The following is a 13,286-nucleotide window of genomic DNA, read 5'->3' as shown; positions in this document are numbered from 1 at the left end:
CCGCGCCAAGACGCGAGCATCGCAGATTTGGCTCAAAATTCTGCACGTAAAGTCTTCATCCGGCAACATTTATGGCCCTTCTACCCATTCTCCGCTACCCCGACCCCCGCCTGCACACGCGCGCCGCGCCGGTGCGCGAGGTGACCGACGCCATCCGCAAACTGATCGCCGACATGGCCGAGACGATGTACGAAGCCCCGGGCATCGGCCTCGCCGCCACCCAGGTGGACGTACACAAGCGCGTGGTGGTGATCGACGTATCCGAAGACAAGTCCGGTCTCCTGGCGCTCATCAACCCCGAGATCATCGCCCGATCGGGCGAGCAGGTCTGTGAAGAAGGTTGTCTGTCGGTGCCCGGCATCTACGACAAGGTCAGCCGGTCCGAGAAGGTCACCGTGCGCGCCCTCAACCAGAAGGGCGAATCCTTCGACCTGGACGCCGAGGGCCTGCTCGCGGTGTGCATCCAGCACGAGATCGACCACCTGGACGGCAAGGTCTTCGTCGAATACCTCTCCCAACTCAAGCAGACCCGCATCAAGGGCAAGCTCGCCAAGAAAGCCCGGATCACCGCCTGATGAAAGTCGCCTTCGCCGGAACCCCCGAATTCGCCGCCTCGGCCCTGGAGGCGATCCTCGCCGCCGGCTTCGAGGTGCCCCTGGTCCTCACCCAGCCGGACCGCCCCGCGGGCCGCGGCATGCAGCTGCAGCCGAGCCCGGTCAAGCAGGTGGCGCTGGCCGCCGGCATTCCGGTGCATCAGCCCGAAAAGCTGCGCACGCCCGAACAGCAGGCGCCGCTCGCCGCCGCCAGCTGTGACGTGCTGGTGGTCGCCGCCTACGGGATCATCCTGCCCCAGGCGGTGCTCGATCTGCCCCGCTACGGCTGCCTCAACATCCACGCCTCGCTGCTGCCCCGCTGGCGCGGCGCCGCACCGATCCACCGGGCCATCGAAGCCGGCGACTTGGAAACCGGCATCACCATCATGCAGATGGACGCCGGCCTCGACACCGGCCCGATGCTGATGAAGCGAGTGGAGCCGATCCAGCCCGACGACACCACCGGCAGCCTCCACGACCGCCTGGCGTGGGTCGGCGCCGAGCTGATCGTCGAAGCCCTCGAAGCCCTGCCCGCCGGCACGCTGGTGGCCACGCCCCAGCCGGCCGAAGGCGTCACCTACGCCGCCAAGATCGGCAAGGCCGAGGCCGCGGTGGACTGGACCCGCCCGGCCATCGAGATCGAACGGGCGGTGCGCGCCTTCAATCCCTTCCCCGGCGCGCTGGCCAGCTTCGACGGCACGCCGGTCAAGCTGTGGCGCGCCCGCGCCATCGACGCCACCGGCACGCCGGGCGAAGTCCTGCTGGCCGAAGGGGCCGGCGTGATCGTCGCCTGCGGCGAAGGCGCCCTGTGCATCACCGAACTGCAAAAGCCCGGCGCCCGCCGCCTGCCCGCCGCCGATTTCCTGCGCGGCATGCCGATTGCGGCCGGTAGCCGCTTCGATCTGGCCACCGGCTGATTGAATTTTTTGCGAACTCCCCCATCTAACCCTTCGCTTTCCGCTTAACTTCGAAAGGACGGATACCCGCAATGCTCGGCAACTGGCTCAAGACCTCGATCCTGATGGCCGGAATCATCGCCCTCTTCGGGGCGATCGGCGCCATGATCGGCGGCAAGTCGGGGATGCTCATGGCGCTCGTCTTCGGCGGCGCGATGAACATCTTCTCGTACTGGTTCTCCGACAAGATGGTGCTGCGCATGTACAACGCGCAGCAAGTGGACGAAACCAGCTCGCCCTACCTCTACAACATGGTCCGCGAACTGGCCGGCCGCGCCCAGCTGCCGATGCCCAAGGTCTACATCATCCACGAAGACCAGCCCAACGCCTTCGCCACCGGCCGCAACCCCGAGAACGCCGCCGTTGCCGCCACCACCGGCATCCTGCAGATGCTCTCCGAGCGCGAGCTGCGCGGCGTGATGGCCCACGAGCTGGCCCACGTGAAGCACCGGGACATCCTGATCTCCACCATCTCGGCCACGATGGCCGGTGCCATCTCGGCCCTGGCCAACTTTGCGGTGATGTTCGGCGGCCGTGACGAGGAAGGCCGCCCGGCCAACCCGATCGCCGGCATTGCGGTGGCCCTGCTCGCCCCGCTGGCCGCGAGCCTGATCCAGATGGCGATCTCCCGCGCCCGCGAGTTCGAGGCCGACCGGGGCGGCGCCGAGATCGCCGGTGATCCGAACGCCCTGGCCGACGCGCTGATGAAGATCGACGCCTTCGCCCGCGGCATTCCGATGCCCACTGCCGAAGCCCACCCGGAAACCGGCCAGATGATGATCATGAACCCGCTCTCCGGCGGCGGCCTTCGCGGCCTGTTCAGCACCCACCCGGCCACCGAGGAGCGCGTCGCGCGCCTGCGCGCCCTGGCCCGCGCGCGCTGAGCTTCCCCTGCATCAACAAAAAACCCGGCCTGGCGCCGGGTTTTTTGTCGTCTGCCGGATGCCCTCCGGGAGCCGGGACTCACTCGAGCGGCAGCACCACGCGGAAGCGGCTGCCCTTGCCCGGCGCGCTATCCACCTCGATGTGCCCGCCGTGCTGGCTGACGATGCGGTAGGTGGACGACAGGCCCAGCCCCCGCCCCTGCCCCACCGCGCGGGTGGTGAAGAAGGGCTCGAAGACCCGCGCCCGGGTCGCCTCGTCCATGCCACAGCCGGTGTCCTCCACGTCCACCAGCAGGTGCTGGCCCGACTGACCGGCGCGGACGGTGATGGTGCCGGGATCACCGCCAAGGGCCCGGCTGGCGTTGTCCAGCAGCGCCTTGAAGGCCTCGCCAAGCAGGGTCTGGTTGACCGCCGGCTTGGGCAGCGAACCATAGCTGCGGCGCACCTGCTGGCCCGGCCGACGGCTCGGCGCGGTTGCGGCAATGGCGCCGTCAAGGAGGCCCTCGATGGAAGCCGGCGCGGTATCCATCGGCCCCGGCGCAGCAAAACCCTGCAGGGCATGCACGATGTCACCCACCCGCGCCAGGCCCCGGTGGGATTCATCCACCAGCTTGGGCAGGTCTTCGCGGATGTAATCGAGCTCTGCCTCGGCGCGGGCGGCCTGCCAGGCGCCGTTGCCGGTGGCAAGCCGGTCGGCGGTGTTGACCAGCGCCAGCAGCCGTTCGGCGTACTCGCGCAGGGCACCCAGGTTGGCCGCCACATAGCCAAGGGGGTTGTTGATCTCGTGGGCGACGCCGGCCGCCAGCTGCCCCACTGCGGCCAGCTTGTCGGCCTCCAGCAGGCGCTGCTGGGTGTGGCGCAGATCGCGGTTGGCGGTGGTGAGCTGGGCGGTGCGCTCGGCCACCCGCTGCTCCAGGCTGGCGTTGATGCGGCCCAGTTCGTGGTTGCGCTCGGCCACCAGGCCCAGCAGGCTGCGCACCGCACCGATCAGCGCGGCGTTGCCGGGGTCGGCGCTGTGGCCGGTGTCGGCCTCGTAGGCTTCGGCTGCCGTGGCGCCGGCCTCCATCGCCCGCAGCTGGCGGGCCATGGACTGGTCGGTGTCGAGGATGTGGAAGGTGAGCCAGCTGGTGACGAAGGTGTACAGCGCCGGGACGACCTGGGTCGCGTCGCTGGCGCCACGCATCGCCTCGACCTGGGCGACGAAATCCGCGTGGGCGTGCCGGTGGCCGTCCAGGTGTCGGGCGTCGATGCCGGCCTGCGTCATCAGTGCCTCTTCGGTGGCGAAGTGATGGACGGCGTAGCGCGCCAGGCCGTCGAGCACGTGGGCGAGTTCGCCGGGCTTGATGTCGGCCCCGCCGGCCGCCCGCTGGGCCAGCGCATTGACCAGATCGACCAGCTTGTGATGCTGGCCGTCCACCTCGCCAAAACCGGTCTCGAAGTAGTCGGCCCACTGGAACGGTGCAAACCGGGCTGGCTGGCTCATGGGGCATCTTCCTCCTTGGGCAGGCGCTGCCGCAGGGCGGTCAGCAGGGGCTGCAGGGCACGCACCAGCCGGGCCACCGGGCGTGCCGCCGCTTCGGCATCGCCGCCGGCGCGGATCGCCGTGCACACGTCGGCAGCCATCTCGAAAACCTTCAGGGCGCCGATGTTGCCGGCCGAGCCCTTGAGGGCGTGGGCGAGGTGCTCCACGTCGTTGAGCCGGCCTTCGGCGAGGGCGCGTTCGAGTTTCGGCCCGGCGTCGCCCTGGGTGCTGACGAAGGTGCGCAGGATGCGCAGATAGGTTGGCCACCGTCCGCGGACGACGCTCACCCCGCGGGTGCAGTCGAGGCCGTCGATGCCCGCCAGCGCCGTGCGCCAGTCGATGCTCGCGGCGTCGGCGGCGACCGGCGGCCGGGGCTGGCCGACCCACTTGAAGATCACCCCGTGCAGGGTCTCCGGCTCCACCGGCTTGGCCACGAAATCGTTCATGCCGACGGCAAAGCAGGCGGCCTGGTCCTCATCGAAGGCATTGGCGGTCATGGCGATGATGGGCGTGGGCGCCGGGGTCGGCATCTGACGGATGCGGCGGGTCGCCTCGAGGCCATCCATCACCGGCATCTGCATGTCCATCAGGATCAGGTCGTAGCGGTTGGCGGCCACCAGCGCCACGGCCTCCTGCCCGTTGGCGGCCCGGTCGATGACGAGGCCCAGATCGGAGAGCATCTCGATGGCGACCTCCTGGTTGAGCAGGTTGTCCTCGACCAGCAGCACCCGGGCGCCGCGCACGTGGCCGCCGCCCTGGGGCGCGGCGGGCAGGCTGACCGCCGGCATGCTGACGCCCGGCCGGCGCTGCAGGCGGGCGGTGAACCAGAAGGTGCTGCCCCGGCCGGGCTCGCTTTCCACGCCGACCTCCCCGCCCATCAGGGCGGCCAGATGGCGGGTGAGCGACAACCCGAGGCCGGTGCCGCCGTACTTGCGGGTGGTCGAGGCGTCGGCCTGCTCGAAGGAACGGAACAGCCGGGCAAGCTGCTCGGGGGCGATGCCGATGCCGCTGTCGCTCACCTCGAAGCGCACCAGCAGGGCGGCGGCGTCTTCGGAGACCACCCTGGCACGCAGGCTGACGCCGCCGTGCTCGGTGAACTTGACCGCGTTGCTCAGATAGTTGAGCAGGGCCTGGCGCAGCCGGGTGACGTCGCCGCGCAGCACCGGCGGCAGGCCGTGGGTGCTGGATTCGAACTTCAGCCGGCGGGCCACCAGGCGGTCGTGGATGAGCGAGTGGGCCTGGTCGAAGAGGGCCTCGGGCGAGAAATCCACGGCTTCGAGCTGCAGCTTGCCGGCCTCGATCTTCGACAGGTCGAGGATGTCGTTGATGAGCGCCAGCAGATGGCTGCCGGCCTGGCGGATGCGGGTCAGGCGATCTTCCTGCGCCTGGCTGAGGGGGCTGCGTTCAAGCATCCGGGCCTGGCCGAGGATGGCGTTCATCGGAGTGCGGATCTCGTGGCTCATGTTGGCCAGGAAGGCGCTCTTGGCGCGGCTGGCCGCCTCGGCCCGCTCGGAGGCTTCGGCCAGTTGGGCGGTGCGCTGGGTCACCAGATCTTCGAGATGGTGGCGGTAGTGCTCCAGCTGGGCATCGAGCCGGCGCATCTCGGTGATGTCGAAGAAGGTCATCAGGAAGCTGTCGCCCACCGGCGCGCCGGACACCAGCATGGTCCGCCGCTCGCCGTTCCTGCAGGTGACCTCACGCTCCACCGGCTCGATGCGGCGCTCGGCGCCTTCGCGCACGCGCTGGCTTAAGTGCTGCCCCTCCACCTGCTGCCGGTAGGCGGGGTCGGGATAGGCGAGACGCAGCCAGTCGGCCACCGTCGGCACCTCGTCGCGGGTGTAGCCGAAGGTCTCGATGAAGCAGCGGTTCACATCGCCCACGCTGTCGTCGGCATGAACAAAGCTCAGGGGCAGCGGCGCCATCTCGAAAAGCTGACGGAATCGCGCCTCGCTCTCCCGCAGGGCGCTCTCTTCCCGATGCCTGGAGATGGCGATGGCCGCCAGATGGGTGGCGATCGCCACCTGCTCGAAGGTCAGCGCATCGGGCTCGGAGGGCTCGTCGGGATAAAGGGCGAAAGTGCCCAGCACGCGCCCCTCGCGACTGAAGATCGGCCACGACCAGCAGGCCACCAGCCCGTAGGATGCAGCCAGCCCGGCGAAATCGGCCCACAGGGGATCGGTGGCGATCTCGCGCACGATCACCGTCTGGCCGCGCCAGGCGGCGGTGCCGCAGGAGCCGACGGCTTCGCCAATGGCCACCCCGTCCACCGCCCGCATGTAGCCCTCGGGCAGCTGTCGCGCGGCGCCGTGACGCAGATGGACGCCATCCGGATCGAGCAGCAGGACCGACGCCCGCACCCGCGACAGGCGAGCCTCGACGCCCCACAGCAGCACGTCCAGGGTTTCGGCGAGGGGGGCGCCGGAGGCCACCTTCTCGAGCACCCGGCGCTGGGCCTCGAGGGACAGCTCGATGGTCTTCTGGGCGGAGATGTCGGTCAGCGAGCCGACGATCTCGCAACTGCCGTCGTCCAGGGCCGGGCCTCGGCTCAGCTCGTCCCGCAGCCACACGTAGCCACCGCGGCCGTGGGCAAAGCGATACGCCTGGGCCACCCGCTCGCCGCTCGCCGCCACCTCCGCGGCACGGGCCGCCTTCAGCCGGTCGTCGGGGTGAAGGTTGTCCCACCACCATCCGGGCCGCAGAGTCTCTTCGAGGGAATAGCCCAGCACGCACTGGACGTTGGCGCTGGCGGTGATCGGCACCACTTCGCCCTGGGGTGTCACCCGCAGGCTGTAGAGCACGGTGGGGCTGGTCTCGACGAGGTTCTGCAGCTGCCGTTCGGTGACCCGCTGGCGCTTCTCGGCGACCTCCCGCTCCCGGCGGTCGCGCAGCACCCGCAGGCCGAACAGGATGTCACCGCCCAGCTCGGCGAGCAGACGCACCTCCTCCTCGTCGAAGGCCCCCGGCGCCGACGAGGCCACGTACAGCACACCGGCCGAGCGGTCTTCGGCGCGCAGCGGCAGCGCGCACATCGCCGCCCCCGCCGGCAGGCCCTCAGCCCAGCCGGCCAGCTGCGGGTTGGCAGACAGATCGCGCCAGATGGTCGGCCGGTCCGCTTCCGGCGTGACGGGAAAGCGGTCCAGCCGCCCGACGTGGTCGTACCCCGCGCCGAAGATCTGCCCATCCGCCGGCAGCCCGCACTCGTCCGCGCAGTCGAACTTCGCCGCAGCCAGCAGATAGCCGCCGAAGGCCACCATCAGCCCGCACGCCTCGTCCAGCAGCCGGGCGGGATCGGTGGCGCGCGCCACGGCCTGATTGCATTCGCTGATCGTGTGCAAGGCCGCGTTGGCGCGCCGGAGCCGGCTCTCCGCCAGCTTGCTGTCGGTGATGTCGCTCCAGATCACCGCCACGTAGCGCCGCTCGCCCCGCAGGCGGATGCCGCGACCGCTCACCCGCACGTCGCGCACCGAACCATCCCGGTGTCGATGGCGTGTCTCAAGCACATGACCGGTCGGCCCGATCATTCTGGCAACCTCCGCAGCGATCTCGTCCGGCGTCAGCAGGCAGTCGATGTCGCGGATATCCAGCCGGGCAAACTCCTCGCGGGAATAGCCCAGATTGCGATGGCACGCGTCATTGAACTCGACGAAGCACCGGCTCTCCACATCCATCAGCGCGATCGAATCGGCAGCCTGGCTGACGATGCTGGAGAAGATCGCCTCCCGCTCGCGCAGGGCTTGCTGGGCCCGACGCGCCTCGCCGATGTCGCGCCCCACGGCGAGCACGCCGATCAGGCCGCCCTGCTGGTCGAACATCGGCGTCTTGATGATCTCCAGCAACTCCCGGTGCCCGTCGTCGGCAAAGCGCACTTCCTGCTCGCTGCGCTGGGCGCAGCCAGCGTGGATCGCGGCCAGATCGCTCTGGCGGAAGCTGTCGGCCAAGTCCCAGGCCATGAAGTCGTAATCGGTGTGGCCGATCACCGCCTCTTCCGGCGCGCCCATCAGGCGCTCGAAGCGGTGGTTGCGGGCCAGGAAGGTGCCGTCCGGGTCCTTCAGCCACACCAGATCGGGCAGCGCGCGGATCAGCGCCGGCGCCAGCCATGCCCGCCCGGCCGGCACGGGCTCGTGGGCGGCAGCCTTCAGCGCCGCGGCAACCCGCTCCGGGTCGAGCAGCCCGACCACCCGACCCGCGTCATCCACCACCAGCACCGGACGGGGCACGGCGCCCGCGCCCAGCCGCGCCACGACGAGCTGGAGGTTTTCCCCCAGCACAGCGTAGCGGTGCGACGTATCCATGACCTCGCCGACGGTCTGCCCGGCAGGATCGCCCGCCAGCACCGCGCGCAGCACATCCTGCCCGCCCAGGCTGCCCACCGGCTTGTCGCCATCGACGACGACCAGCCACGCCACCGCCCTGGCCACCATGCGGCGGGCCGCCTCGGCGAGGGCACACGCGGTCGGGACGACCTCGACGGGAAGGCACATCGCCTCGACGAGACGGGGCTCGGCGCTCCCGGTCGGGAGCGTCGGCAGGCAAAGTGCAGAAGAAAAACCAGTAGCGGTCACGAAGGAGTGGGGGGCCGGTTGCGCCGGATCACGAGTCCGACTCGCGCGCGGGCCTACCTGGCTGAGTCCATTCAAGTGAACTCTTAACGGCTTCCCGCGCGCGGCATTGAGTCGACCTGATACACGCGCCACCGGCAACGCCGTCGGCCGCCAGCCTCGCCCCAGTCACGGGAGAAGCAGGCCGACAATTTGTTCGACGCACCACGAAACGGCCGAAATCGCCGGCACCCCGTCCGCCCCCCGCCTCCGGCACCCCGGCGGGGGCCGTCCGGCCAACCCGAAAAGTGCGGATAAGCCGTTGTAAATCCGCCGTTTTTCCCGGTTGGCGCGACGTACGGCGCTGTATTTTTGCAGCGCAAGGTCGTATCATTCGGCTCCCCCGATTCACCATTTCCCGGTTTTCCATGCTCCATCCCACCCGATTCGACGTGATCGTTGTCGGCGGCGGCCATGCCGGCACCGAAGCCGCACTGGCGGCCGCGCGGGCCGGGTGCGCCACCCTGCTGCTCACCCACAACATTGAAACCCTCGGCCAGATGAGCTGCAACCCGTCCATCGGCGGGATCGGCAAGGGGCATCTGGTGAAGGAAGTGGACGCCCTGGGCGGCGCGATGGCCGCCGCCACCGACGAAGGCGGCATCCAGTTCCGCATCCTCAACGCCAGCAAGGGCCCGGCCGTGCGCGCCACCCGCGCCCAGGCCGACCGGGTGCTGTACAAGGCGGCGATCCGCAAACGCCTCGAGAACCAGCCCAACCTGTGGCTGTTCCAGCAGGCGGTGGACGACCTCACCGTGGTGGGCGACCGCGTGACGGGCGTCGTCACCCAGATCGGCCTGCGCTTCGAGGCGCCCGCGGTGGTGCTCACCGCCGGCACCTTCCTCAACGGCCTGATCCACGTGGGCCTGCAAAACTACTCCGCCGGCCGCGCGGGCGACCCACCGGCGATCAGCCTCGGCCAGCGCCTGAAGGAACTCGCCCTGCCCCAGGGCCGGCTTAAAACAGGCACGCCGCCGCGCCTCGACGCGCGCACCATCGATTTCTCGGTGATGGAAGAGCAGCCCGGCGACAACCCGGTGCCGGTGTTCAGCTTCCTCGGCAAGGCCAGCCAGCACCCGCGCCAGCTGCCGTGCTGGATCACCAGCACCAACAGCCGCACCCACGACATCATCCGCGCCAACCTGGATCGCTCGCCGATGTACTCCGGCGTGATCGAAGGCGTGGGCCCGCGCTACTGCCCGAGCATCGAAGACAAGATCCACCGCTTCGCCGACAAGGACAGCCACCACGTCTTCCTCGAGCCCGAAGGCCTCGACACCCACGAGATCTACCCCAACGGGATCTCCACCAGCCTGCCCTTCGACGTGCAGCTGGACATCGTGCGCTCCATCAAGGGGCTGGAGAACTGCCACATCCTGCGCCCCGGCTACGCCATCGAGTACGACTACTTCGACCCGCGCAACCTCAAGTCCAGCCTCGAGACCAAGTCCATCGGCGGGCTGTTCTTCGCCGGCCAGATCAACGGCACCACCGGCTACGAAGAAGCCGCCGCCCAGGGCCTCTTGGCAGGCATCAACGCCGCGCTGCAGGTGAAGGGGCAGGACGCCTGGTGCCCGCGCCGGGACGAGGCGTATCTTGGCGTGCTGGTGGACGACCTCATCACCCGCGGCGTCTCCGAGCCCTACCGGATGTTCACGTCTCGCGCCGAATACCGCCTCAGCCTGCGCGAGGACAACGCGGATCTGCGCCTCACCGAAACCGGCCGCAAGCTGGGCCTGGTGGACGACGAGCGCTGGACCGCCTTCTGCACCAAGCGCGAGGCCATCGAGCGCGAAACCGCGCGCCTCCGGGCCACCTGGGCCACGCCCGCCAAGGTGTCGGCCGAAGCCGCCGAAGCCGTGCTCGGCAAATCCATCGAACGCGAATACAGCTTCTTCGACCTGCTGCGCCGCCCGGGCGTGAGCTACGCCAGCCTGATGACGCTCCCCGGCGCCCCCGAAGCGCCCGAGGCCGACCCGCAGGTGGTCGAGCAGCTCGAGATCGCCGCCAAGTACCAGGGCTACATCGACCGCCAGCAGGATGAAGTCGCCCGCCAGCTGGATTCGGAGGCCACCCGCCTGCCGCCGGATCTCGACTACACCACCGTGCGCGGCCTGTCGAAGGAAGTCCAGCTGCGCCTCAGCCAGCACAAGCCCGAAACCATCGGCCAGGCCAGCCGCATCCAGGGCATCACCCCGGCGGCCATCAGCCTGCTGCTGGTGTGGCTGAAGCGCGGCGAACTGGCCCGCGGCCGGGAGTCGAAATCCGCATGAGCACCATCCTCGAAAAAGGCATCGCCGCCCTCGGCCTTGATCTGCCGGCCGACGCACCGGAAAAGCTCCTCGCCTTCGCCCGCCTGCTCATCAAGTGGAACAAGGTCTACAACCTCACCGCGATCCGCGACGAGGCCCAGGTCGTCACCCACCACCTGCTCGATTCCCTCTCGGTGCTGCCCCACATGGGCGGCATCGACCGGCTGGTGGATGTGGGCTCCGGCGGCGGCCTGCCCGGCGTGGTGCTGGCCATCTGCCGGCCCGATCTGCAGGTGGATTCCGTCGAGACGGTGCAAAAAAAGGCCACCTTCCAGAACCAGGCCAAGATCGAGCTCAAGCTCGCCAACTTCCGCGCCCACCACGCGCGCATCGAAGCCTGGCAGCCGCCCTACGCGCCCGACGCCCCGGCCGGCATCATCTCCCGCGCCTTCGCCGATCTGGCCGACTTCGTGAACCTCACCGCCCATCTGGCCGGCCCCGAAACACGCATCCTCGCCATGAAAGGCGTTTATCCCGAGGACGAGATCGCCCGCATTCCGGCCGGTTTCGCGCTGGAACGCAGCGTTCCCCTCGACGTCCCCGGCCTTGGCGCCGAACGCCACCTCCTCATTGTGAAACGTACCTGAACATGGCCCGCATCTTCTGCATCGCCAACCAGAAAGGCGGCGTCGGCAAGACGACCACCTGCGTCAATCTGGCCGCCGGCCTCGCCACCGCCGGCCAGCGCGTGCTGCTCATCGACCTCGACCCCCAGGGCAACGCCACCATGGGCAGCGGCATCGACAAGCGCAGCCTCGGCAAGTCGATCTACCACGTGCTGGTCGGCCTCAGCACCGTCACCGACGCCTGTGTGCGCAGCGAATCCGGCGGCTACGACGTGCTGCCCGCCAACCGCGATCTGGCCGGCGCCGAAGTCGAGCTGGTCGCCCTCGACCGCCGCGAGAACCGCCTGCGCGACGCCCTCGCGCTGCACCGCGCCGAATACGATTTCGTGCTCATCGACTGCCCGCCGTCCCTGTCGCTGCTCACCCTCAACGGGCTGTGCGTGGCCCACGGGGTGATCATCCCGATGCAGTGCGAGTACTACGCCCTCGAGGGCCTCTCCGATCTGGTCAATTCGATCAAGAAGGTCCACGCCAACCTCAACCGCGACCTGTCGATCATCGGCCTGCTGCGGGTGATGTTCGACCCGCGGGTGACGCTGCAGCAGCAGGTCTCGGCCCAGCTCGAAAGCCACTTCGGCGACAAGGTGTTCAAGACCATCGTGCCGCGCAACGTGCGCCTCGCCGAAGCCCCCAGCCACGGCCTGCCCGGCGTGGTGTTCGACCGCAGCGCCAAGGGCGCCCAGGCCTACCTGGCCTTCGCCAAGGAAATGATCGCGCGGATCAAGACTTAACCGACCCCACCATGGCACCTCCCAAACTCAAAGGCCTCGGCCGCGGCCTCGACGCCCTCCTCGCCGCCAACACCGACGACGACGCGAAGAACGAAGGCGAACTCCAGGTGCTGCCCGCCAGCGAACTGTCGCCCGGCAAATACCAGCCCCGCACCCGGATGGACCCGGGCTCGCTGGAAGAGCTCGCCGCCTCGATCAAATCCCAGGGCGTGATGCAGCCGATCCTGGTGCGCCCCATCGGCGGCCAGTTCGATTCCGAACGCTACGAGATCATCGCCGGCGAACGCCGCTGGCGCGCCGCCCAGATCGCCGGGCTGGTGAGCGTGCCCTGCCTGGTGCGCGCGATCCCCGACGAGGCCGCGCTGGCCATGTCGCTGATCGAGAACATCCAGCGCGAAGACCTCAACCCCCTCGAAGAAGCCGCCGGCATCCAGCGCCTGATCGAGGAATTCGGCATGACCCACCAGCAGGCCGCCGACGCCGTCGGGCGCTCCCGCCCGGCCGCCTCGAACCTGCTGCGCCTGCTCCAGCTGGCCCCGCCGGTGCAGGAGCTGCTGATGGCGGGCGACATCGACATGGGCCACGCCCGGGCGCTGCTGCCGCTGGACGGCGCTGCGCAGGTCGGCCTCGCCAACCTGATCGCCGCCCGCGGGCTGTCGGTGCGCGAGGCCGAACGCCTCGTGCAGCACGAGCTCAATCCGAAGACGAAGCTCCCCGCCCCGGCACCCGACCGGGACATCCTGCGTCTGGAAGAAGAGATCGCCGATCGCCTGGGTGCAACCGTGAAGATCAAGGCCAACAAGAAGGGCGTTGGCGCGGTGACGATCCAGTTCGGCAACCTGGATCAGCTCGACGGCCTGCTCGAAAAGCTGCGCTAGCTGTGAAGAGTCAAGACGTTGTTTCCGTCCCCTGGTAGCCGAGAGCTGGGGGTTTTGCAGCCGATGCCGTGGTGGGGTCGATGCCAGTTGTAGAAGTGATTCCAGAGCGGCAAGGCCGCGCGGCGCTGGTCCGAGTTGGTGTAAGCATGGCCGTAGGCCCACTCCCGCAAGGCGGACTGGATGAAT

At 69.2% G+C, this 13,286-nt stretch carries 10 protein-coding genes; 7 read left to right on the top strand and 3 right to left on the bottom strand.

Annotated elements, in window-relative coordinates; translation table 11 throughout:
- The first annotated feature begins 71 nt into the window (after positions 1-71).
- The 3 genes from def (at position 72) to htpX (ending at position 2,433) form a co-directional block, all read left to right on the top strand.
- On the top strand, positions 72-575 hold the full coding sequence (gene def / locus GH681_RS20130) for a peptide deformylase (protein WP_153163339.1): 504 nt from the start codon (positions 72-74) through the stop codon (positions 573-575).
- Positions 575-1,510 carry a methionyl-tRNA formyltransferase gene (gene fmt / locus GH681_RS20125; RefSeq protein WP_153163338.1) on the top strand — a complete coding sequence of 312 codons (936 nt, stop codon included), beginning with the start codon at positions 575-577 and terminating at the stop codon, positions 1,508-1,510. The genes def and fmt overlap by 1 nt, the downstream gene beginning before the upstream one ends.
- A 71-nt stretch (positions 1,511-1,581) precedes the next feature.
- A complete protein-coding gene (gene htpX / locus GH681_RS20120; protein WP_153163337.1) occupies positions 1,582-2,433 on the top strand; it encodes a zinc metalloprotease HtpX in 852 nt (283 codons plus the stop codon).
- 79 nt (positions 2,434-2,512) lie between these two features.
- On the opposite strand, the gene GH681_RS20115 is transcribed toward htpX, so the two are convergent.
- Together GH681_RS20115 and GH681_RS20110 are read right to left on the bottom strand one after the other, a co-directional pair.
- Positions 2,513-3,916: a bacteriohemerythrin gene (locus GH681_RS20115; RefSeq protein WP_153163336.1), complete on the bottom strand. Its 1,404-nt coding sequence runs from the start codon at positions 3,914-3,916 to the stop codon at positions 2,513-2,515.
- On the bottom strand, positions 3,913-8,436 hold the full coding sequence (locus GH681_RS20110; protein ID WP_153163335.1) for a PAS domain S-box protein: 4,524 nt from the start codon (positions 8,434-8,436) through the stop codon (positions 3,913-3,915). The genes GH681_RS20115 and GH681_RS20110 overlap by 4 nt, the downstream gene beginning before the upstream one ends.
- Positions 8,437-8,921: 485 nt before the next feature.
- Here GH681_RS20110 and mnmG point away from each other — a divergent pair, with 485 nt between their 5' ends.
- The 4 genes from mnmG to GH681_RS20090 are packed head-to-tail and all read left to right on the top strand — an operon-like array spanning position 8,922 to position 13,100.
- Positions 8,922-10,826, top strand: a complete 1,905-nt coding sequence (mnmG, locus tag GH681_RS20105) for a tRNA uridine-5-carboxymethylaminomethyl(34) synthesis enzyme MnmG (protein WP_153163334.1) — start codon at positions 8,922-8,924, stop codon at positions 10,824-10,826.
- Positions 10,823-11,452: a 16S rRNA (guanine(527)-N(7))-methyltransferase RsmG gene (gene rsmG / locus GH681_RS20100; RefSeq protein WP_153163333.1), complete on the top strand. Its 630-nt coding sequence runs from the start codon at positions 10,823-10,825 to the stop codon at positions 11,450-11,452. The genes mnmG and rsmG overlap by 4 nt, the downstream gene beginning before the upstream one ends.
- Before the next feature lie 2 nt (positions 11,453-11,454).
- Positions 11,455-12,222 carry a ParA family protein gene (locus tag GH681_RS20095; protein ID WP_153163332.1) on the top strand — a complete coding sequence of 256 codons (768 nt, stop codon included), beginning with the start codon at positions 11,455-11,457 and terminating at the stop codon, positions 12,220-12,222.
- An 11-nt stretch (positions 12,223-12,233) separates the two neighbouring features.
- Positions 12,234-13,100, top strand: coding sequence for a ParB/RepB/Spo0J family partition protein (locus GH681_RS20090; RefSeq protein ID WP_153163331.1), 867 nt, complete (start codon positions 12,234-12,236; stop codon positions 13,098-13,100).
- Here GH681_RS20090 and GH681_RS20085 read toward each other — a convergent pair.
- Positions 13,097-13,286, bottom strand: a 190-nt coding sequence (locus GH681_RS20085; protein WP_153163330.1) for an integrase core domain-containing protein, incomplete at its 5' end; no start/stop codon positions are given. The genes GH681_RS20090 and GH681_RS20085 overlap by 4 nt on opposite strands.

It is taken from the genome of Zoogloea sp. 1C4 (genome assembly GCF_009469605.1).
GTDB classification, from domain to species: domain Bacteria; phylum Pseudomonadota; class Gammaproteobacteria; order Burkholderiales; family Rhodocyclaceae; genus Zoogloea; species Zoogloea oryzae.
Note: the sequence above shows the minus strand (reverse complement) of the source record. Positions and strands in the feature narration are given on the sequence as shown.

What these genes read in the sequence shown, in the direction of transcription:
- htpX (WP_153163337.1), top strand. Translation starts at nt 1,582, where the DNA reads ATGCTCGGCAACTGGCTCAAGACCTCGATCCTGATGGCCGGAATCATC.
- rsmG (WP_153163333.1), top strand. Translation starts at nt 10,823, where the DNA reads ATGAGCACCATCCTCGAAAAAGGCATCGCCGCCCTCGGCCTTGATCTG.
- GH681_RS20110 (WP_153163335.1), bottom strand. Translation starts at nt 8,436, where the DNA reads ATGTGCCTTCCCGTCGAGGTCGTCCCGACCGCGTGTGCCCTCGCCGAG.
- mnmG (WP_153163334.1), top strand. Translation starts at nt 8,922, where the DNA reads ATGCTCCATCCCACCCGATTCGACGTGATCGTTGTCGGCGGCGGCCAT.
- GH681_RS20090 (WP_153163331.1), top strand. Translation starts at nt 12,234, where the DNA reads ATGGCACCTCCCAAACTCAAAGGCCTCGGCCGCGGCCTCGACGCCCTC.
- fmt (WP_153163338.1), top strand. Translation starts at nt 575, where the DNA reads ATGAAAGTCGCCTTCGCCGGAACCCCCGAATTCGCCGCCTCGGCCCTG.
- def (WP_153163339.1), top strand. Translation starts at nt 72, where the DNA reads ATGGCCCTTCTACCCATTCTCCGCTACCCCGACCCCCGCCTGCACACG.
- GH681_RS20095 (WP_153163332.1), top strand. Translation starts at nt 11,455, where the DNA reads ATGGCCCGCATCTTCTGCATCGCCAACCAGAAAGGCGGCGTCGGCAAG.
- GH681_RS20115 (WP_153163336.1), bottom strand. Translation starts at nt 3,916, where the DNA reads ATGAGCCAGCCAGCCCGGTTTGCACCGTTCCAGTGGGCCGACTACTTC.